General features: G+C 71.2%; 15 protein-coding genes. 11 read left to right on the forward strand and 4 right to left on the reverse strand.

Annotation, left to right across the window (positions count from 1 at the left end):
* Window positions 1–28: 28 nt before the first annotated feature.
* Entirely contained in the window at window positions 29–1,216 is a 1,188-nt protein-coding gene (locus tag KBX63_RS01645; protein ID WP_210907037.1) for a DivIVA domain-containing protein, read from the forward strand.
* Window positions 1,217–1,291: 75 nt separating this feature from the next.
* On the opposite strand, the gene KBX63_RS01650 is transcribed toward KBX63_RS01645, so the two are convergent.
* Complete coding sequence (locus KBX63_RS01650; RefSeq protein WP_210907039.1) at window positions 1,292–1,513, reverse strand: DUF2631 domain-containing protein; 222 nt, start codon at window positions 1,511–1,513, stop codon at window positions 1,292–1,294.
* 198 nt (window positions 1,514–1,711) lie between these two features.
* Here KBX63_RS01650 and KBX63_RS01655 point away from each other — a divergent pair, with 198 nt between their 5' ends.
* Both KBX63_RS01655 and KBX63_RS01660 read left to right on the forward strand, forming a co-directional pair.
* Complete coding sequence (locus tag KBX63_RS01655; RefSeq protein WP_210907041.1) at window positions 1,712–3,292, forward strand: Rieske 2Fe-2S domain-containing protein; 1,581 nt, start codon at window positions 1,712–1,714, stop codon at window positions 3,290–3,292.
* A 197-nt stretch (window positions 3,293–3,489) separates the two neighbouring features.
* Complete coding sequence (locus KBX63_RS01660) at window positions 3,490–4,134, forward strand: TMEM175 family protein (RefSeq protein ID WP_210907628.1); 645 nt, start codon at window positions 3,490–3,492, stop codon at window positions 4,132–4,134.
* Here the strand turns inward: KBX63_RS01660 and KBX63_RS01665 are convergent.
* Entirely contained in the window at window positions 4,123–5,718 is a 1,596-nt protein-coding gene (locus KBX63_RS01665; RefSeq protein WP_210907043.1) for an NAD(P)/FAD-dependent oxidoreductase, read from the reverse strand. The genes KBX63_RS01660 and KBX63_RS01665 overlap by 12 nt on opposite strands.
* Before the next feature lie 168 nt (window positions 5,719–5,886).
* Between KBX63_RS01665 and KBX63_RS01670 the strand changes: the two genes are divergently transcribed.
* Complete coding sequence (locus KBX63_RS01670; protein ID WP_210907045.1) at window positions 5,887–7,050, forward strand: alkaline phosphatase PhoX; 1,164 nt, start codon at window positions 5,887–5,889, stop codon at window positions 7,048–7,050.
* On the opposite strand, the gene KBX63_RS01675 is transcribed toward KBX63_RS01670, so the two are convergent.
* Entirely contained in the window at window positions 7,020–7,877 is an 858-nt protein-coding gene (locus KBX63_RS01675; RefSeq protein WP_210907046.1) for a YhjD/YihY/BrkB family envelope integrity protein, read from the reverse strand. The genes KBX63_RS01670 and KBX63_RS01675 overlap by 31 nt on opposite strands.
* Window positions 7,878–7,928: 51 nt before the next feature.
* Here KBX63_RS01675 and KBX63_RS01680 point away from each other — a divergent pair, with 51 nt between their 5' ends.
* The 5 genes from KBX63_RS01680 to ispG all read left to right on the forward strand — a co-directional run bounded on the left by KBX63_RS01680 (window position 7,929) and on the right by ispG (window position 16,753).
* Entirely contained in the window at window positions 7,929–8,480 is a 552-nt protein-coding gene (locus KBX63_RS01680) for a GNAT family N-acetyltransferase (RefSeq protein WP_210907048.1), read from the forward strand.
* Between the two features lie 435 nt (window positions 8,481–8,915).
* A complete protein-coding gene (locus KBX63_RS01685; RefSeq protein ID WP_210907050.1) occupies window positions 8,916–12,887 on the forward strand; it encodes a CARDB domain-containing protein in 3,972 nt (1,323 codons plus the stop codon).
* Window positions 12,888–13,110: 223 nt separating this feature from the next.
* Window positions 13,111–14,322, forward strand: a complete 1,212-nt coding sequence (dxr, locus tag KBX63_RS01690) for a 1-deoxy-D-xylulose-5-phosphate reductoisomerase (protein ID WP_210907052.1) — start codon at window positions 13,111–13,113, stop codon at window positions 14,320–14,322.
* Window positions 14,322–15,572, forward strand: a complete 1,251-nt coding sequence (locus KBX63_RS01695) for an RIP metalloprotease (RefSeq protein WP_210907054.1) — start codon at window positions 14,322–14,324, stop codon at window positions 15,570–15,572. The genes dxr and KBX63_RS01695 overlap by 1 nt, the downstream gene beginning before the upstream one ends.
* Window positions 15,573–15,580: 8 nt before the next feature.
* Entirely contained in the window at window positions 15,581–16,753 is a 1,173-nt protein-coding gene (gene ispG, locus KBX63_RS01700) for a flavodoxin-dependent (E)-4-hydroxy-3-methylbut-2-enyl-diphosphate synthase (RefSeq protein ID WP_210907056.1), read from the forward strand.
* A 116-nt stretch (window positions 16,754–16,869) separates the two neighbouring features.
* Here ispG and KBX63_RS01705 read toward each other — a convergent pair whose 3' ends face one another.
* Window positions 16,870–17,442, reverse strand: a complete 573-nt coding sequence (locus KBX63_RS01705) for a PadR family transcriptional regulator (RefSeq protein WP_210907058.1) — start codon at window positions 17,440–17,442, stop codon at window positions 16,870–16,872.
* 111 nt (window positions 17,443–17,553) lie between these two features.
* On the opposite strand from KBX63_RS01705, the gene KBX63_RS01710 reads away from it, so the two are divergent.
* Together KBX63_RS01710 and KBX63_RS01715 are read left to right on the forward strand one after the other, a co-directional pair.
* Entirely contained in the window at window positions 17,554–18,777 is a 1,224-nt protein-coding gene (locus KBX63_RS01710) for an MFS transporter (RefSeq protein ID WP_210907060.1), read from the forward strand.
* 57 nt (window positions 18,778–18,834) lie between these two features.
* Entirely contained in the window at window positions 18,835–19,674 is an 840-nt protein-coding gene (locus KBX63_RS01715; protein ID WP_210907062.1) for a DUF4081 domain-containing GNAT family N-acetyltransferase, read from the forward strand.
* The last annotated feature ends 145 nt before the right edge of the window (window positions 19,675–19,819 follow it).

Consider the following 19,819-nt stretch of genomic DNA (forward strand, 5'->3'; position numbering starts at 1 on the left):
GGCGTGGCGAACGAGACCAGGAGACATAGTGGCGAGTCAGGGTCAGCGTTTCCGGCGCAAGGCGCTCCGCCGGGGATACAAGGTCGACGAGGTGGATGCCTTCCTCGACCGGGTCGAGGCGACGCTCGACGGCCGGCAGGTCGGCGCGCCGGTGGCCTCCCAGGAGGTCCACGACGTCGTCTTCCGGGTCCGGTTCAACGGCTACGACGAGTGGCAGGTCGACCTGCACCTGGACCGGGTCGAGCGGCAGCTGGCCGAGCTTGAGGAGCGCGGTGCCGCCGGGCGCGGCGGCGACCCCCGGATGGGTCCGCCGGACCGGATGGGCCCGCCGATGCGCGACGACCGGGGCATGGTCCCGCAGCCGATGCCGCCCCGGCCGATGCCGGCGCAGGCCGGCCCGCCCGACCGCTACGGCCGGTACGACGAGCCGACCGGCGCCTTCGCCGGTGGGTACGACGCCCCCCGCGGCGGTTACGACGCGCCGCGTGGCCCGGGCGGCCCGGCCGGTCCCGGTCCGATGGGTCCCGGTGGCCCGATGGGCGGGCACGGTCTCCCGCCGCGCGGCCTGCCCGCCGGTCCCGGTGGCTACGGCCAGGACGACCAGCGGATGCCCGGCGGGTACGACGATCAGCGTGCGCCCGGCGGGTACGGCCAGGACGACCAGCGGATGCCCGGCGGGTACGACGATCAGCGTGCGCCCGGCGGGTACGGCCAGGACGACCAGCGTGCGCCCGGTGGCTACCCGCCCGAGGAGCCGCGCTTCGACGGCTTCGAGGCCGGTCGGCACGGTCGCGCGGACATGACCGCCGAGATCCGGATGCCCGAGCGGGACCTGCGCGACATGCGCCGTGGTCCGGCCGGCCCGCCCCCGATGCCGCAGCAGGGCATGGGTGGCCCGCCGATGGCCGGTCCGCCCGCCGTGCCCGGCCCGCCGATGGGCGGTCCGCCGATGGCCGGCCCGCCCGGCAGCGACCTGTACCGGGTCGACCAGATCCGGCGTCGCTTCCAGGTGCGCCGGTTCGGAAGCGGGTACGACCCGGACCAGGTCGACCGGTTCTTCGACACCCTGCTCGGCGGCATGCAGGGCCGCAACCCGATGCCGGTCAACCCAAAGGACCTGGACACGCTCCGGTTCGGTCTGGTGCCCGGCGGCTACTTCGAGGCCGAGGTCGACGCCGCGCTCAAGGACGTGCAGGACATTCTCTTCGGGCGCTGACCCCGACGCGTACGGACGAGGGCCCGTCCCCGGGTGGGGGCGGGCCCTCGGCGTTTGTCGTCCGCGGGCGGTCGGTCAGGAGCGCAGACCGTTGCGCCGCAGCACGGCGTCGCCGATCACGATGACCAGCAGCAGCGCGGCCAGGCCGACCAGCCAGATGTCCTCGACCCTGCCCTCGTGGTTGCCGCAGATCATCGCCAGCAGCGCCAGCGCGGTGAGGACCGCGCCGATCCGCCCGGACTTACGGTGCCCGGGCTTGTGCTGGTCTGGCGACGTTACCGGCTCGCTTCCTGCCACTGTCGGTCCTTCCCTCGCGATCGGATCTCCGGTTAGTCTGGCACGCCTCCTGCCCGGGGCGGCGCGGTGGGTGTTTCCCGGTCATCGGGCCCTGCCCACCCGGGTCGGACGCCACTACCGGCGTCGCGAGGCGGCGGTCAGACTCCCTCCGGTAGCGTTTGGCGTACACCTGATTGTCTGTTTGAGGGGGACTGTGCGGTGCGAGTGACCGGAACCGGGCACGCCAGCATGCGGATCGACACGGCCGCGGGCAGCATCCTGTGCGACCCGTGGGTCAATCCGGCCTACTTCGCGTCCTGGTTTCCATTTCCAGACAATTCCCTGCTCGACTGGGAGACCCTGGGCCAGGTCGACTACCTGTACGTCTCCCACCTGCACCGGGACCACTTCGACGCGGCGCACCTGAAGGAGTACGTGTCGAAGCAGGCGACCGTGCTGCTGCCGGAGTTCCCCACCTCCGAGATGGAGGACCAGCTGCGGGCGCTGGGCTTCACGAAGTTCCTCAGGGCGCCGAACGAGCAGGTCGTCGAGCTGGACGGCGGGCTGAAGATCATGATTCAGGCGTTGACCAGCCCCACCGACGGCCCGATCGGCGACTCCTCGCTCTGGGTGGAGTACGACGGGGTGCGGTTGCTCAACCAGAACGACGCCCGACCCACCGACCTGAGCGTCTTCGCCGAGCTGGGCAACGTGCACGCCCACCTGCTCCAGTTCTCCGGCGCGATCTGGTATCCGATGGTCTACGAGCTGCCCCAGGCGGCGAAGACCGCGTTCGGCAAGCAGAAGCGCGACCGGCAGTTCGACCGGACGTGGCGCTACATCGACGACCTGAAGGCGGCGCACGTCTTCCCGATCGCCGGCCCGCCGTGCTTCCTCGACGACGCGCTGTGGCAGTTCAACGACATCCACGGCGACGAGGGCAACATCTTCCCCGACCAGTCCGTCTTCATGGCGGAGTACGCCAAGGTCGGCGGCACCAACGGGATCGTGCTGCTGCCGGGCAGCGTCGCCGAGGTCACCACCGAGGGCGCGACCACCACCCACCCGGTGCCGGTCGACGAGTTCTTCGCGAACAAGGTCGCCCACCTGGAGGAGATGCGGGAGCGCAAGCGGCCCGTCATCGAGGCGGAGAAGGCGTCCTGGCGGCACCCCGAGGTGGACGTGCTCGGGCAGATGAAGAGCCGCATCGAGCCGCTGCTCGACGAGTCGATCTACCTGGCCAAGGGCGTCGGCGGGCCGGTCCGCTTCGACCTGGTGGGCTACGACGGTGAGAGCGTCGAGTCGATCGTGGTGGACTTCCCGGGCAAGGAGGTCCGGCCGTACGCCGACGAGAAGGTCCGCTACCGGTTCCGTACCGAGCGGGCGCTGATCGAGCACCTGCTCTTCATCGACGAGGTGGACTGGGTCAACTCGCTCTTCCTGTCCTGCCGGTTCTCGGCGGCCCGGATCGGCCAGTACAACGAGTTCGTCTACGCGTTCTTCAAGTGCCTCTCCGAGGAGCGGCTCCAGTACGCCGAGGGCTGGTACGACGAGCACGAGCGGACCACCGACGCGGAGGACATCACCCTGGGCGACTGGGTGGTGCAGCGGCGTTGCCCGCACCTGAAGGCCGACCTGACCCGGTTCGGCATCGTCGAGGGCGACCAGCTCACCTGCCAGCTGCACGGCTGGCGGTTCGACCTGCCCAGCGGACGCTGTCTGACGAGCGTCGGCCACAAGGTCCGCGCCCACCGCGTCGACGCCGACACACCGGCCCCCGCGGGTGAGGCGCTGAGCTGACCGGCCGGCCGGGGCACCCGACGTGGTGCCCCGGCCGCAGCCCCGATCCGCGTCCGCGCGCCCCCTCCATGCGCCACGATGCAGTGGAGAGCGGCGAACGCCGCAGTCCGGCACCAACCGGACACACCGAGAGCGGGGCGGGCGTGGCGGCGGCGGACGCGCAGAAGGGTGCGTACCGGTACGGGCGTGGCCGGGAGATGGCCCGGGACGCGGCGCGGGTGGAAACGTTCAGCGACGGCGTCTTCGGGGTCGTGCTGACGGTGATGGCCGTAGAGCTGCTCCAGACCGGCCCGGCCCGGGAGAGTGGGCGGGAGCTTCCGGACGCCCTCGCCCACGCCTGGCCGTCCTACCTGGCGTACGTGATCACCTTCGCGCTCGCCGGGCAGGTCTGGCTCGCCCACCACAACCTGTGGCGGTACGTCGTCCGGGTCGACCAGATGCTGCTGGTCCTCAACCTGCTCGTGCTGCTCTTCATCGCCACGATCCCGTTCACCGCCGACCTGCTGTCGGACAACCTGCGCGGTGGTGCCACCGAGCAGCGGCTGACCGCCGCCCTATACCTCGGCACCGTGCTCGGTGAGGCGCTCTTCGTCAACCTGAGCTGGTGGTGGGCCCGCCGGCGCGGGCTGCTCCACCCCGACCTGGATCCCCGGCTGGCCCGGGCGGTCGCACGGCGGATACTGCTGAAGCCCCTGCTCTACCTGATCGCCTTCGCCGTCGTCTTCGTCGACCCCATCCTCAGCCTCTGCGCGTATCTCCTGCTGGTCGGCTTCTACCTGATCGGGGGCCCCGGGGACCTCCGACCGTCCGCCAACCGGGCGAAGGACGGGTCAGCGGCCTAGGTCGGCGAGGATGCGGCGGGCGGCGTTGTGGCCGGCGGCGCCGATCACGCTGCCAGCCGGGTGGCAGCCGGCACTGCCGGCGTACACGCCGTCGATCCCGGTGGCGTAGGGCATCCGGTCGGCGAACGAGACGGTGTTGTCGACGTGGTGGATGTGCCCGCCGGTGATCCCGAAGTGTGCCTCGATGCCCGGCGGGGGCAGCGGCACCGCGTCGGCGATCAGCTCGGCGGTGCCGGGGGCGTACCGCTCGACGATCCCGATCAGCCGGTCGACGTAGCCGGGCAGCGCCGCGTCCCAGGTGGTGTCGGCCAGTTCGTAGGGGACCGACTGCACGAAGAGCGCCGACGAGTGGTGCCCGGCGGCGTCGGAGAGCGACGGGTCGACGGTGGTGTGCAGGTACCACTCGATGGTCGGCTCCGCCGGCAGCCGCCCGGCCTGCACGTCCGCCCACATCGCGCGCAGCGCGGCCATCGGCGGGGTCGCGTCGCCGCCGACCAGGGACGCCGAGCCGGGTAGCAGGTGGATGGTCGAGCCGAACGGGCTCGGCGCGCCGGCCGGCAGGCAGGAGAAGTGGGGCAGCCCGGTCAGCGCCAGGTTGAGCTTGAGGGTGGTGCCGGGGCGGCGGACCGCCGCCATCCGCTCGCCGAGCGGCGCCGGCAGCGCCCCGTCGGGCAACAGGTCCATCAGCCGGTACGGGTCACACGCGCCGAGCACCACCTGGGCGGCGATCTGCCGGCCGTCGGCGAGCACGACACCGCTCGCCGCGCCGCCGTCCAGGGTCACCGCGGTCACCGGCGTACCGGTCAGGATGGTCGCGCCGGCGGCGCGGGCGGCGTCGGCGAAGGTGCGCGACACGGTGCCCATCCCGCCCTCGGCGATCATCCACGTGCCACCCGAGCCCGGCAGCCGGCACATGTTGTGCACCAGGAAGTTGTGGCCGGTGCCGGGGTCGTCCGGGCCGGCGTTGAGCCCGGAGAGCCCGTCGGTGACCGCGTACATGCTGACCAGCAGCTCGGAGCGGAACTCGAACCGGGCCAGGTAGTCCGCGACCGAGCCCTGCACCAGGTCGACGAAGACCTGCCGCAGCGCCGGACGGACGTGCCGGTCGGCGGTCTCCTGGGCCGCCAGCGGCTCGGCGAGCCAGGCCGGGGCGATATCCTCGCGCAGCGCGGCCAGCTCGGCCTGCATCGCGTCGTCGGCCGCCACGTCGGCGGGGGAGAAGAACTCGGCGAGCTGTGCCCGGGTGGCCGCGGTGTCACTGCCGAAGAGCAGGTACGGCGAGCCGAGGCCGCCCGGCGTGGGCAGGAAGTAGTGCGGGTCCCGGCGCAGCACCGGGATCCGCAGGTCGAGCGTGGCGAGCAGCTCCGGCGGCATCAGCCCGAGCAGGTACGAGCCGGTGGAGTGGCGCAGACCCGGCACCTTCGGGAACGGGTTCTCGGTGCGGGTCGCGCCGCCGATCACGTCGGCGGCCTCCAGCACCAGGACGTCCAGGCCGGCGCGGGCCAGCAGGATGGCGGAGACCAGACCGTTGTGCCCCGCACCGACAATCACGACGTCGGCGCGGCCGGGAAGTTCGCTGCTCATGCCGCGGCAGCCTAGTCCGCGCCGCCCAGTCGGGTCAGCCCCTTCGTCCCGGTGCCGGACCGGTCGGCCGGACGACCCGTCATCATCCGTTCACCGGACAGTGGCTGCGATCGATGCCTCTGGGGGCCTACCGTCGGTCGGACATCGACCACTCCGGGAGGTAAACCGATGGACCGTCGTACCGTCCTGCGCGCAACCGTCGCCAGCGCCGCCGCCTTCTCCGGCAGCCTCTGGGCCGGCGCCGCGCTGGCCGCCCCCGCCCAGCCCGGCCCCGGCCCGTACGGGGACCTGCTGGCCGCCGACGCCAACGGCATCCAGTTGCCGGCCGGCTTCACCAGCCGGGTGATCGCCCGCTCCGGCCAGTGGGTCGCCGGCACCTCGTACCTCTGGCACCCGGCGCCGGACGGCGGCGCCTGTTTCGCGGCGGGCGACGGCTGGATCTACGTGTCGAACTCGGAGATCCCGCTGGTGGGTGGCGCGTCGGCGGTCCGCTTCGCGGCGGACGGCGCCATCGTGTCGGCGTACCGGATCCTCGGCGGTACCAACGTCAACTGCGCGGGTGGCGCCACGCCGTGGGGCACCTGGCTGTCCTGCGAGGAGGTGCCGTTGGGTCGGGTCTTCGAGACCTGGCCGGACGGCAGCCGGACGGGGGAGGAGCGGACCCGGATGGGCCGGTTCACCCACGAGGCCGCGGCCTGCGACCCGGACCGCAGGGTGGTCTACCTGACCGAGGACGAGGAGGACGGCTGCTTCTACCGGTTCGTCCCGGACACCTGGGGGGATCTGCGCACCGGACGGGTGCAGGTGCTCTGCGCGCCGGCCAGCCAGGTCGCCGGCCCGGTCACCTGGCGGGACGTCCCGGACCGGGACGGCTTCCCGATCCCCACCCGCTGGCAGGTCGGTGCCGCGAAGCACTTCGACGGCGGCGAGGGCTGCTGGTACGACCGGGGCACCTGCTGGTTCACCACGAAGGGCGACAACCGGGTGTGGGCGTACGACGCGGTCAACCAGCGCCTCGACCTGGCGTACGACGACTCGCTCGTGCCGGCCGGGGCGGCGCCGCTGACCGGGGTCGACAACATCACCGGCACCGCCGGCGGTGACCTCTACGTGGCCGAGGACGGCGGCAACATGGAAATCGCCCTGATCACTCCGGACGCCGTTGTCGCGCCGTTCCTCAGGATCACCGGGCAGTCCTCCTCCGAGATCACCGGCCCGGCCTTCTCCCCGGACGGCTCCCGCCTCTACTTCTCCTCCCAGCGCGGCGCGTCCGGCGCCTCCGCCGGCACCGGCGGCCTCACCTATGAGGTGACCGGCCTGTTCCGCCGCTGACCGGCGCGCTGGCCCCGCCATCGGGAGAGGACCAGGGTGGCCGAGTAACCCGCCAGGACGATCACGTGGAACACGTAGAGCCAGAGGAGCACGGCGACGCCGGCGCCGATCTCGTCGAAGCCGCCGAACGGCACGCCCAGGTCCAGCGGGAGCGAGGCGAAGAGCACGAAGCCGTGCATGAAGCCGGAGAGGTTCGCCGCGGTGAACGACCCCATCCCGAGCGTGGAGAGCCAGTCCGGGGACGCGGGCCCGACCACCCGGAACACCCACACCAGCACCGGCGTGAGCACCAGCCAGACCGCCAGGAACGACAGCACCACGCCCAGAGTCCCGAACCAGCCGCCCTGCCGGACCAGGCCGGTGGTGAGCGGCAGCGCCAGCAGGATCGACAGCAGCAGCGCGGGGGCCGGTGCGAGCAGCGGCAGCAGCAGCAGCCGGCCGCGCCAGCCGACCAGGTGCTCGTCGGTACGGGGCGCGGCCACCGAGACGAACGCCCGCCGCAGGCCCTCGCCGTACAGCGACGCGGGCAGCAGCGAGGCCAGCGCCAGCAGCGGCGTCAACTTCGCCCCGGCGTCGACCAGCGCGGCCACCGCGCGGGGCGCGCCGATCGCGGTGGGCAGCGCTTCCACGGCGTACGAGGTGAGCCGGCGTACCCGGTCGGCCCCGGCGACGAGCGCGGTGAGCCAGATCGCCAGCAGGGCCACCGGCACCACCGCGATCGCGCCGTAGAACGTGATCGCGGCGGCGTGCAGTGACAGGTCCCGTCCGCGCAGCGGGCGGAACGCGGCACGGGTGATCCGCTTCGTCCGCTGCCATCCGCTGCCCACCGTGCTCCCTTTCCCTGTCGTCAGGTCCGCCACTCCTTAAGATCGCCGGTCATGACTGTTCTCACCACCGAACGCCTGATCCTGCGCGATTGGACCGACGATCCGGCCGACCTGGCCCGGATCTACGACATCTACTCCCGTCCGGAGATCACCCGTTGGCTGGCCGTGTCACCGGGGCTGCCGATGACCGACCCGGCTCAGGCCGTCGAGCGGCTGCGTATCTGGCAGGACCGGCACGCCGCCGACGGCGGCCGGTACGGCACCTGGGCAATCGAGGTGCGCGGGACCGGCCTGGTGGCGGGCACGGCGTTGCTCAAGCCACTGCCGGGGCCCGATGAGACGCGGCTTACCGGGGACATCGAGACGGGCTGGCATCTGCACCCGGATTCGTGGGGTCACGGCTACGCCACCGAGGCGGCGAATGCGGTCATGTCGCGGGAGTTCGCGGCCGGCACGCCGGAGATCTACGCGGTGGTCTCGCCGGGCAACGATCCGTCGATGGCGGTCTGCCGGCGACTCGGGATGGCCCACGTGGGCCGGCGCACCGACTGGTACGGCGGCGAGGAGTTGGAGACGTTCGTCCTGACCGCCCCGACCGACTGAGATGAACCGCCCGCCGCGATGAAAGGAAGGGCCCCTTGTTAACCCCAGGCGTTAACAAGGGGCCCTTCCTTTCATCGCACCCACCCGCACCCGGGGCCGGCGAACTCACCTGGTGGTGAGCCGGGGCCGCGCACCGGCAGTCATCAATAGTCACGCCGGTCGAAGTGTTGACGCCCTCGTAGCACGTCAGTAACATCTGGTCAACGTCATGCAAAATCTCGACAAAGGTGTGCTTGATTCTTTGCATGGGGTCGCAAGTTCTGGCGGACCGCCTCTTTGGCGGTTTTTCTCCCCCGAGCCCGCCGTCACCCACCACCTCGCCTCTTCGGCACCTCCCACACCAGCCGGCGCGCCCCCACGCGTCGGCTGACGACGCGCCGAGTCACGCCCACGCCGTGGTCCCCGCGGCACCGTCCCCCGAACGACAGGACAGTGATGAGACGAACGAATCTGTTCAGGATGGTGGCGGCGACAGTCGCGGCCACGGTGATCGCCACCGTCGGGTCGGCGGCCGTCGCGAACCCGGCAGGCGCCGCCCGCCCAGCCGACACGACAGCCGCGTCGAGCACCGCCTTCGCCCCGGCGGCGACCAACCTCGCCCAGGGTCGACCGACGCAGGAGAGCGGCCACGCCGACGTCTACGACTCGTCCAAGGTCGTCGACGGCAACGCGGGCAGCTACTGGGAGAGCGTCAACAATTCCTTCCCCGAGTGGGTGCAGGTCGATCTCGGCTCGTCGCAGGCCGTCAACCAGGTCGTGCTGAAGCTGCCGACCTCCGGGTGGGCGACCCGCACGCAGACTCTGAGCGTGCAGGGCAGCGCCAACGGTTCGTCGTTCACCGACCTGGTCGCGTCGCAGACCTACACCTTCAACCCGGCGAGCGGCAGCACGGTCACGATCAACTTCAGCCAGACCACCACCCGCCACGTGCGGATCACCATCACGGGCAACAGCGGCTGGCCGGCCGGCCAGCTGTCGGAGCTCGAGGTGTACGGCAGCGGCGGCGGCGGTCCGGACACGACCGCACCGAGCGTGCCGGGGAACCTCTCGTACACCCAGTCGGGCACCACGATCACTCTCAACTGGGTCGCGTCCACCGACAACCCCGGTGGCAGCGGCATCGCCGGCTACGACATCTACCGCAACGGCACGTTCCTCCAGTCCGTCGCGAACGTGACCACCTTCAACGACACGCAGCCGACCACGGCGACCGTGTCGTATCACGTCCGGGCGCGCGACGTCGCGGGCAACCTCTCGGGCAACAGCAACACGGTGACCCGTACCGGCGGCGGGGACACCACCGCGCCGAGCGTCCCCGGCACGTTGTCGCACAGCACGTCGGGCAACACGATCACCCTCAACTGGGGCGCCTCCACCGACTCCGGTGGCAGCGGTCTGGCCGGCTACAACGTCTACCGCGGCGGCAGCCTGATCGCGACGCTGAGCACCGTCCTCACGTACCAGGACACGCAGCCGTCGACGGCGACCGTGTCGTACTACGTCCGCGCCCGCGACGGCGCGGGCAACCTGTCCGGCAACAGCAACACGGTCACCCGGACCGGCACGGTGCCCCCCGCCTGCACGAACGTGGCGCAGGGCAAGACCATGACCGCGAGCGGCTCGACGTTCACCTTCACCCCCGAGAAGGCGAACGACGGGCAGCTCGCGACGTACTGGGAGGGCGCGGCGAGCTACCCGCAGAACCTGACCGTGGCCCTCGGCGCGAACCACTCGATCTCGGCCGTCACCGTCAAGCTGAACCCGGACCCGGCCTGGGGCACCCGTACGCAGACGATTCAGATCCTCGGTCGCGACCAGGCCTCGTCGGCGTACACCAATCTGGTGTCGGCGGCCAGCTACCAGTTCGTCCAGGGCAACAACGTGGTGCGCATCCCGGTCACCGCGACCACCGCCGACGTGCAGTTGCGGTTCACGGCCAACAGTGGGGCCCCGTCGGGCCAGGTGGCCGAGCTCGAGGTGTGCGGCACGCCGGCACCCAACCCCGACCTGGTCATCAGCTCGACGACCTGGTCGCCCGTGTCGCCGAGCGAGGCCACTGCGGTCACCCTCTCGGCCGTGGTCCAGAACGTGGGGTCGGCGGCAGCCGGAGCCACCACGGTCAACTTCAGCCTGGCCGGCGCGGTCGTCGGTAGCGCCGCGGTGGGCGCGCTCAGCGCCGAGGGCTCGACCACGGTCTCGTTCAACGCCGGAACCCGGCCGATGGGCAGCTACAGCGTCTCGGCGGTGGTCGACCCGACGAACACGATCGTCGAGCAGAACAACGGCAACAACAGCTACACCGCACCCTCGCCGCTGGTGGTCGCGCAGGCTCCGGGTCCCGACCTGCAGGTCCTCAGCATCGCCTCCAACCCGCCGAACCCGGCCGTCGGGGCATCCGTCACGTTCACCGTGGCGGTCCGCAACCGCGGCACCACCGCGACCGGCGCGACCACGGTCACCCGCCTGGCGGTGGGCAGCACCACGCTGAACACCAACACCGCCTCGATAGCCGCCGGCGCCACGGTCAACGTGGCTGTCGCCGGAAGCTGGACGGCCACCAGTGGCGGCGCCACCATCACCGCCACCGCCGACGCGACCAACACGGTCGTCGAGACCAACGAGACCAACAACGCGTTCTCCCAGTCGATCGTGGTCGGGCGTGGGGCGGCGGTCCCGTACGTCTCCTACGAGGCGGAGGCCGCCCAGTACCAGGGCACGCTGCTGGAGGCCGACCCATTGCGCACCTTCGGTCACACCAACTTCGCGACCGAGTCCTCCGGCCGCAAGTCGGTACGGCTGAACAGCACCGGACAGTTCGTCCAGTTCACCTCGACCAACCCCGCCAACGCCATCGTGGTGCGCAACTCCATCCCGGATGCTCCCGGCGGTGGCGGCATCGAGGCGACGATCAGCCTCTACATCAACGACGTCTTCTCCCGGAAGCTGAGCCTGTCGTCGCGGCACAGTTGGCTCTACGGCAACACCGACGGCCCCGAGGCGCTGACCAACACCCCGCAGGCGGACGCCCGACGGCTGTTCGACGAGTCGAACGCCCTGCTGGCGCAGTCCTACCCGGCCGGTACCCGGTTCAGGTTGCAGCGCGATGCCGGCGACTCGGCCTCGTTCTACGTCATCGACATGATCGACCTGGAGCAGGTGGCGCCGGCGGCGAGCCAGCCGGCCGGGTGCACCTCGATCACCGCGTATGGTGCCGTCCCGAACGACGGGCTCGACGACACCACCGCCATCCAGCGTGCGGTGACCGACGACCAGAACGGGGTCATCGGCTGCGTCTGGATCCCGGCGGGGCAGTGGCGGCAGGAGCAGAAGATCCTGACCGACGACCCGCTGAACCGGGGTACGCACAACCAGGTCGGCATCAGCAACGTCACGATCCGGGGCGCCGGGATGTGGCACTCGCAGCTCTACACGCTGACCGAGCCGCAGAACGTGGTGGGCGGCATCAACCACCCGCACGAGGGCAACTTCGGGTTCGACATCGACAAGAACACCCAGATCTCGGACATCGCCATCTTCGGCTCCGGCCGGATCCGTGGTGGTGACGGCAACGCCGAGGGTGGCGTGGGTCTGAACGGCCGGTTCGGGACGGGCACCAGGATCAGCAACGTCTGGATCGAGCACGCCAACGTGGGTGTCTGGGTGGGTCGCGACTACGACAACATCCCCGACCTCTGGGGCCCGGCCGACGGGCTGGAGTTCAGCGGCATGCGGATCCGCAACACCTACGCCGACGGCATCAACTTCAGCAACGGCACGCGGAACTCGCGGGTGTTCAACTCGTCCTTCCGCACCACCGGCGACGACGCCCTGGCCGTCTGGGCCAACCCGTACGTCAAGGACCGGAACGTGGACATCGCCCACGACAACCGCTTCGTCAACAACACCATCCAGCTGCCCTGGCGGGCGAACGGCATCGCCATCTACGGCGGCTATGACAACTCGATCGAGAACAACCTGATCTACGACACCGCGAACTACCCGGGCATCATGCTGGCGACCGACCACGACCCGCTGCCCTTCTCCGGGACGACGCTGATCGCCAACAACGGGCTCTACCGGACCGGTGGCGCGTTCTGGAACGAGGACCAGGAGTTCGGCGCCATCACCCTCTTCCCCGCCACGAGAGACATCACGGGGGTCACGATCCGGGACACCGAGATCCACGACTCCACCTACGACGGCATCCAGTTCAAGAACGGCGGCGGCAACATGCCGAACGTCGCGATCACCAACGTGCGGATCGACAAGTCGAACAACGGCGCCGGCATCCTCGCGATGAGCGGTGCCCGCGGCAACGCCACGCTGACCAACGTGACCATCACCAACTCGGCGGACGGCAACATCGTCATCCAACCGGGGTCGCAGTTCGTCATCAACGGCGGCTAGTCCCGACCGAGGGCCGCTCCGGCGGCCCTCGGTCGCCCGGCCGGCGGCTTGATCGACACGGTTTCGGCGATGTCGGGGTATCCGGGTATCGGGGATACCCCGACATCGCCGATCTGGAGTCGATCATCGGAGGAGGCGCCGGAGGAGGTCGCCGATCCGCAGGTGGGCGGGGAGGGCTGAGGCTCCCAGCGGGCGCTCAGCGGGCCTGAGGAACAATGGCGCCGTGACTTCCCCCCGCGACCTCGTCCTGCTCGGGTCCACCGGCTCGATCGGCACACAGGCCATCGACATCGTCCGGCGCAACCCGGACCGGTTCCGGGTGGTCGCCCTGGGCGCGGGCGGCGGCAACGTCCAGTTGCTCGCCGCGCAGGCTCTCGAACTGGGCGTCGACGCGGTCGGGGTGGCCAAGGCATCCGCCGCGCAGGACCTCCAGCTGGCGTTCTACGCCGAGGCGAGCCGGCGCGGCTGGGCCACCGGCGACTTCAAGCTTCCCAAGATCGTGGCCGGGCCGGACGCGATGACCGAGCTGGCGCAGTGGCCGTGCGACATCGTGCTCAACGGGGTGGTCGGCTCGCTCGGGCTCGCGCCGACGCTGGCCGCTCTGCGCGGTGGTCGTACCCTCGCCCTCGCAAACAAGGAGTCGCTCGTCGCCGGCGGCCCGCTGGTCAAGGCCGCGGTGACGCGGCCGGGGCAGATCGTCCCGGTCGACTCGGAGCACACCGCGTTGGCCCAGTGCCTGCGTTCCGGCTCGCACGGCGAGGTACGCCGGCTGATCGTCACCGCCAGCGGAGGGCCCTTCCGGGGCCGGAGCCGCGACGAGTTGACGCAGGTCACGCCCGAGCAGGCGCTCGCACACCCGACGTGGAACATGGGCAAGGTCATCACGATCAACTCCGCCACGATGGTCAACAAGGCCCTGGAAGTGATCGAGGCACACGAACTCTTCGACGTGCCCTACGCCGACATCACCGTGATGGTGCACCCGACGTCAGTGATCCACTCCATGGTCGAGTTCGTCGACGGCTCGACGATCGCCCAGGCCAGCCCACCGGACATGCGGCTGCCGATCGCGGTCGCCCTGGGCTGGCCGGACCGGGTCCCGGGGGCCGCCTCCGCGGTCGACTGGACGGCCGCGCACACCTGGGAGTTCGCGCCGCTGGACGACGCGGCGTTCCCGGCCGTCGCGCTGGCCAAGGCCGCCGGGGAGGCCGGCCGCTGCCGCCCGGCGATCTACAACGCGGCGAACGAGGAGTGCGTCGAGGCGTTCGTGGCGGGTCGGCTGCCGTTCCTGGGGATCGTCGACACCCTCGAACGGGTGTTGGAGGAGGCTCCGGACTTCAGCGAACCGGGTACCGTCGAGGACGTGCTCGCGGCGGAGTCGTGGGCGCGTGCGCACGCGCAGGAGATCATCGCGGGTTCGGTGGAAGGAGCTTGATGGCAAACCTGCTCGGGGTGGCGCTCTTCGCCCTGGCCATCCTCGTCTCGGTGAGCCTGCACGAGGCGGGTCACATGCTGACCGCCAAGGCGTTCGGGATGAAGGTCACGAAGTACTTCGTCGGTTTCGGCCCCACCCTCTGGTCGTTCAAGCGGGGTGAGACGGAGTACGGCATCAAGGGCATTCCGCTCGGCGGCTTCTGCAAGATCGTCGGGATGACCGCGCAGGACGACGACGTCGACCCGGCCGACGAGCCGCGGGCGATGTGGCGCTACCCGGTCTGGAAGCGGACGATCGTCATGTCCGCGGGCTCGATCACCCACTTCGCGCTGGCACTGATCGCCATCTGGATCGCCGCCGTCTCGCTGGGCCTGCCCAACCGCGACTTCCCCAGCACCGAGGCGCAGATCCGCCAGGAGCCGGCCGTGATCGCGCTGTCCGACTGCGTGGTCCCGGAGAACGCCCCCCGCGCCTGCGCCCCAGGTGACGTCGCCAGCCCCGCAGCCCAGGCCCAACTGCGCGACGGTGACCGGATCACCTCGGTCAACGGCACGCCGATCAACAACTACGGCGAGCTGCTGGTCGCCCTGCGCGGGCTCAAGCCCGGCGACACCGCCCAGATCGACTACGTCCGCGACGGGCAGCCAGGGAAGACGAGCACCGTGCTCGCGCAGACCCAGCGCCCGCCGCTCGACGACCCGAAGGGCACCGTCGCCCCGGTCGCCGCACTCGGCGTCGGCCTCGTGCCCACCACGCCGACCCGGGTGACCTACGGTCCGGTCGCGGCGTTCGGCGCAACGGCCGACTTCACCCGCGAACTGGCCGTCGGCACGGTCCAGGCGTTGCAGCGGCTGCCGCAGAAGGTCCCCGCCCTGTGGACCGCCATCACCGGCGGCGAGCGTGACGTGGACACCCCGATCAGCGTGGTCGGCGCCAGCCGGCTCGGCGGCGAGGCGTTCGCCAACAAGGCCTGGCTGCTGTTCGTGACGCTGTTCATCTCGTTGAACTTCTTCATCGGCGTCTTCAACCTGCTGCCGCTGCTCCCGCTGGACGGCGGCCACATCGCCATCGCCTGGTTCGAACGGGCCAGGTCGTGGCTCTATGCGCGGATCGGCCGTGCCGACCCCGGACGGGTCGACTACCTCAAGCTGATGCCCTTCACGTACGTGGTGATCCTGATCGGTGGCGTGTTCACGCTGCTGACCATCACCGCGGACGTCGTCAACCCGATCACGCTCTTCCCAAGGTGAGTGCTGAAGTGACCGCTGTCAGTCTCGGTATGCCCGCCGTACCGCCCCCGCCGCTCGCTCCCCGCCGGGCGAGCCGCCAGATCATGGTCGGCTCCGTGCCGGTCGGCGGTGGCGCGCCGGTGTCCGTGCAGTCGATGACCACCACCCTCACCTCCGACATCAACGCCACTCTCCAGCAGATCGCCGAGCTGACCGCGTCGGGCTGCCAGATCGTCCGGGTGGCCGTGCCGTCCCAGGACGACGTCGAGGCGCTGCCGGCCATCGCCAAGAAGTCGCAGATCCCGGTGATCGCCGACATCCACTTCCAGCCCAAGTACGTCTTCGCCGCGATCGACGCCGGCTGCGCGGCGGTCCGGGTCAACCCGGGCAACATCCGCCAGTTCGACGACAAGGTCAAGGAGATCGCGGCAGCGGCCTCCGCCGCCGGCACGCCGATCCGGATCGGCGTCAACGCCGGCTCGCTGGACAAGCGGCTACTGGCCAAGTACGGCAAGGCCACCGCCGAGGCGCTGGTCGAGTCGGCGCTGTGGGAGTGCTCGCTGTTCGAGGAGCACGGCTTCCGGGACATCAAGATCTCGGTCAAGCACAACGACCCGGTGGTGATGATCCGGGCGTACCGGCAGCTGGCCGAGCAGTGCGACTACCCGCTGCACCTGGGCGTCACCGAGGCCGGCCCGGCGTTCCAGGGCACGATCAAGTCGGCGGTCGCCTTCGGCGCCCTGCTCGCCGAGGGGATCGGTGACACCATCCGGGTGTCGCTGTCCGCCCCGCCGGTGGAGGAGATCAAGGTCGGCAACCAGATCCTGGAGTCGCTGGGGCTGCGCGAGCGCGGCCTCGAGATCGTCTCCTGCCCGTCCTGCGGCCGGGCCCAGGTGGACGTCTACAAGCTCGCCGAGGAGGTCACCGCCGGTCTGGAAGGGCTGCCGGTGCCGCTGCGGGTGGCCGTGATGGGCTGCGTCGTCAACGGCCCGGGTGAGGCCCGTGAGGCCGACCTCGGCGTCGCCTCCGGCAACGGCAAGGGCCAGATCTTCGTCAAGGGGAAGGTCGTCAAGACGGTGCCCGAGGCGCAGATCGTGGAGACGCTGATCGAGGAGGCGCTGCGGATCGCCGACGAGATGGGCGCCGAGCTTCCCGAGGAGCTGCGCGGGCTGGTCACCGGCCCGACCGTCACCGTCCACTGATCCACCGCTCCGCCGCCCACACGCAGAGAGCGGCCGTTCCCCACTGAGGGAACGGCCGCTCTCTGCGTGTGGCGTGCCGGACCAACCCCTGCGGGGGCGGTCGGCGCTGCTCCGTGTCACTCCGATTCGGCGAGGATGGCGTACAGCTTGCGCCGGGTCTCGTCGAGCACCTGGGCGGCCCGCTCCCGCTGGTCGTCGGTGCCGTTCATCATCACCTGGCGCAGTGCGTTCATCGCCTGCGCGCCGGAGTCCCGGATGTCGTGCCAACTGCTCACCGTGCCCTGGGCGACGTCCGCCCACGGTGGGGTCTGCGCGGCCTCGGTGGCCTCGGCCTGACCGGCCTCGGTGACCGTGAAACGCTTCCGCCCGCCGCCGGACTCCTCCGTGCTGGCGACGATCACCCCCTCGTCCTCCAGCAGTTGGAGGGTGGGGTAGATCGAGCCGGGGCTCGGACGCCAGGCACCGCCGGTGCGGGAGTCGATCTCCTGGATCATCTCGTAGCCGTGCATCGGCCGCTCGGTGAGCAGGGCCAGCACGGCGCCCCGGACGTTGGGGCGTCGACCCCGGCCGCGCCCGCGACCCCGGCCGCCCCAGGGGCCGCCGTGCTCGTGGCCGTGGGGGCCGGGCGGGAAGCCGAAGCCGCGCATCCGGGCCTCGTGCATCGGGTGCTGCTGTCGATGGAACCTCATGCCTTCTTCCTCCTTGCGTACTGTCGCTGATGCATCAACGATATATCGGCAATGCATCGCTGACGAGGGAAACTTTACAAACCGTACGTACGTCTTGCTAGGGTGTCGGGCATGCGCCTGCTCCCGCCGCCCGGCCCCGCCCGGGTCCTCACCCTCGGCACCCTGGTCAAGGCCGTCGGGCGGGGCCTCTGGCTGGTGGCCAGCGCGCTCTTCCTCACCCGGTCGGTCGACCTGTCGGCGACCCAGGTGGGCGTCGGGCTGAGCATCTCGGCGCTGGTCGGCGTGCTGGCCAGCGCGCCGAGCGGGTACCTGGCCGACCGTCTCGGCCCGCGCGGCGCGCAGGTCGGCGGGCTGATCGCCGCCGGCACCCTGACCGCAGGCCTGATCGCCGTCCGGTCGTTCCCCGCCTTCCTGCTGGTGGGCGCCGCCACGGCGCTCGCCGACGCGGTCGAGCGCGGTGCGCGGGGCGCGCTGATCGCCGGCGCGATCCCGGCCGACCAGCGGGTGCACACCCGCGCCTACCTGCGGGCCACCACCAACGTCGGTATCTCCGTCGGCGCCGTCCTCGGCGGCTTCGCCATCGCCGCCGACACCCGCGCCGGGTACGTCGCGCTGATCCTGACCGCGGCAGCGGCGTCGCTGGCCGCTGCGGCGGTCTTCGTCCGCCTGCCCACCGTCGCGCCGGTCGCCGCCCCGCCGCACGGACCCCGGCTCATTGCCCTGCGGGACCGCCCGTTCCTCGCCTTCACCCTGCTCGACGGGCTGATGTCCATGCACTTCAGCCTGCTCACCATCGCCCTGCCGCTGTGGATCGCCGGGCACACCGCCGCGCCCGCCTGGATGATCTCCGCGTTGACGCTGATCAACACCGTGCTGGTGGTGCTCCTTCAGGTACGCGCCGCGCGCAGCGCCGTCACCCTGCCGGGTGCCGCCCGCGCCGTCCGCCGGGCCGGGGTGGCCATCGCGCTGGCCTGCGTCCTCTTCGCCGCGAGCGGTGCGCTCCCCACGGCGGGCGCTGTCGGCCTGCTCGGCTGCGGGGCGCTGGTGCACGTGATCGGGGAACTGTGGCACTCCGCCGCCGGCTGGGGGATCTCCTTCGGGCTCGCGCCAGCGGACGCGCAGGGGCAGTACCAGGGGGCGTACGGCATGGGTTACGAACTGGGCAAAATGCTCGCACCGGTGGTGGTGACCACCCTCGCGCTCGGCTGGGGTGTGCCGGGCTGGCTGGTGCTGGGTGGGCTGTTCCTCCTACTCGGTGCCCTGGTGCCCCCGGTCGTCCGGTGGGCCGGCCGGACCAGGTCGACCAGTCCGGCGGACGAGCCGGTGACCGTCTGAGACCGGCCTCGCCACTCGGCCGGCGGCGCAGGGGTGCGATCTGGCAGGCTGGTACACGTGCTGACGGTGCCGGTACGGCAACTGGGGGAATCGGAGCGCCGCGCGGTCGAGCGACTGCTCGACCTGGACCCGTTCGCGGGCGCGCAGGTCGCCGAGCGCATCGCCGCGCGCGGGCTCTCCTGGTGGCGGGCCGAGGGCCGGATCCTGGGGTACGGCGCACGGCGCAACCTCGAATCGCTCTGCTGGCTCGGCGGGAACCTCACCCCGGTGCTCGCCACCGACGCCGCGGTGGCCGCCTTCGCCGAAGTGCTCGCCGGCGAGGAGCGACTCTGCTCCTCCATCGTCGGCCGGGCTGACGCCGTCCTCGGGTTGTGGGACCGTCTCTCCGACACCTGGGGTCCGGCGCGCGACGTCCGGCCCAACCAGCCGCTGCTCGCCACCGACGCGCTGCCGGCCGTACCGGTCGACCCGGAGGTACGCCAGGTCCGTGCCGGTGAGGTCGACCGGCTCTTTCCAGCGGCGGTGGCCATGTACACCGAGGAGGTCGGCGTCTCCCCGCTGGCCGAGGACGCCGGGCGCAGCTACCGCCGGCGGGTCAACGACCTGGTCCGCGCCGGCCGAGCGTACGCCCGCTTCGTCGACGGCAAGGTCGTCTTCAAGGCCGAACTGGCCGTGGTGACCAAGCGGACCGCGCAGATCCAGGGCGTCTGGGTGGCGCCGGAGTGGCGGGGCCGCGGGATCGCCACCTCCGCGATGGCGACCGTGGTGCGCGACGCGCTGCTGCGGGTCGCCCCGACAGTCAGCCTGTACGTCAACGACTTCAACCTGCCGGCCCGCCGGGTGTACGAGCGCTGCGGCTTCCAGCCGGTCGGCACCCTCGCCACGGTCCTCTTCTGACCGCTCTTGTCGTCGGCGCGCCCGTCGTCAGCGCGCCCGTCCGTCCCCTCGCCGGCCGCCCGGTTGTTCGGGATGGGTCCAAGAAGATCTGGTCGTGGATATGCCGCTGGCCGACGCCCCGGGGGTGGGGTGCCGGCCAGCGGTC

Origin of the sequence: Micromonospora sp. U21, assembly GCF_018070045.1 — a bacterium.
Classification (GTDB): Bacteria; Actinomycetota; Actinomycetes; order Mycobacteriales; family Micromonosporaceae; genus Micromonospora.

Coding starts and splice junctions, on each gene's coding strand:
- KBX63_RS01685 (WP_210907050.1), top strand. CDS start 8,916: ATGAGACGAACGAATCTGTTCAGGATGGTGGCGGCGACAGTCGCGGCC.
- KBX63_RS01670 (WP_210907045.1), top strand. CDS start 5,887: ATGGACCGTCGTACCGTCCTGCGCGCAACCGTCGCCAGCGCCGCCGCC.
- KBX63_RS01695 (WP_210907054.1), top strand. CDS start 14,322: ATGGCAAACCTGCTCGGGGTGGCGCTCTTCGCCCTGGCCATCCTCGTC.
- KBX63_RS01660 (WP_210907628.1), top strand. CDS start 3,490: ATGGCCCGGGACGCGGCGCGGGTGGAAACGTTCAGCGACGGCGTCTTC.
- KBX63_RS01680 (WP_210907048.1), top strand. CDS start 7,929: ATGACTGTTCTCACCACCGAACGCCTGATCCTGCGCGATTGGACCGAC.
- KBX63_RS01665 (WP_210907043.1), bottom strand. CDS start 5,718: ATGAGCAGCGAACTTCCCGGCCGCGCCGACGTCGTGATTGTCGGTGCG.
- KBX63_RS01710 (WP_210907060.1), top strand. CDS start 17,554: ATGCGCCTGCTCCCGCCGCCCGGCCCCGCCCGGGTCCTCACCCTCGGC.
- KBX63_RS01705 (WP_210907058.1), bottom strand. CDS start 17,442: ATGAGGTTCCATCGACAGCAGCACCCGATGCACGAGGCCCGGATGCGC.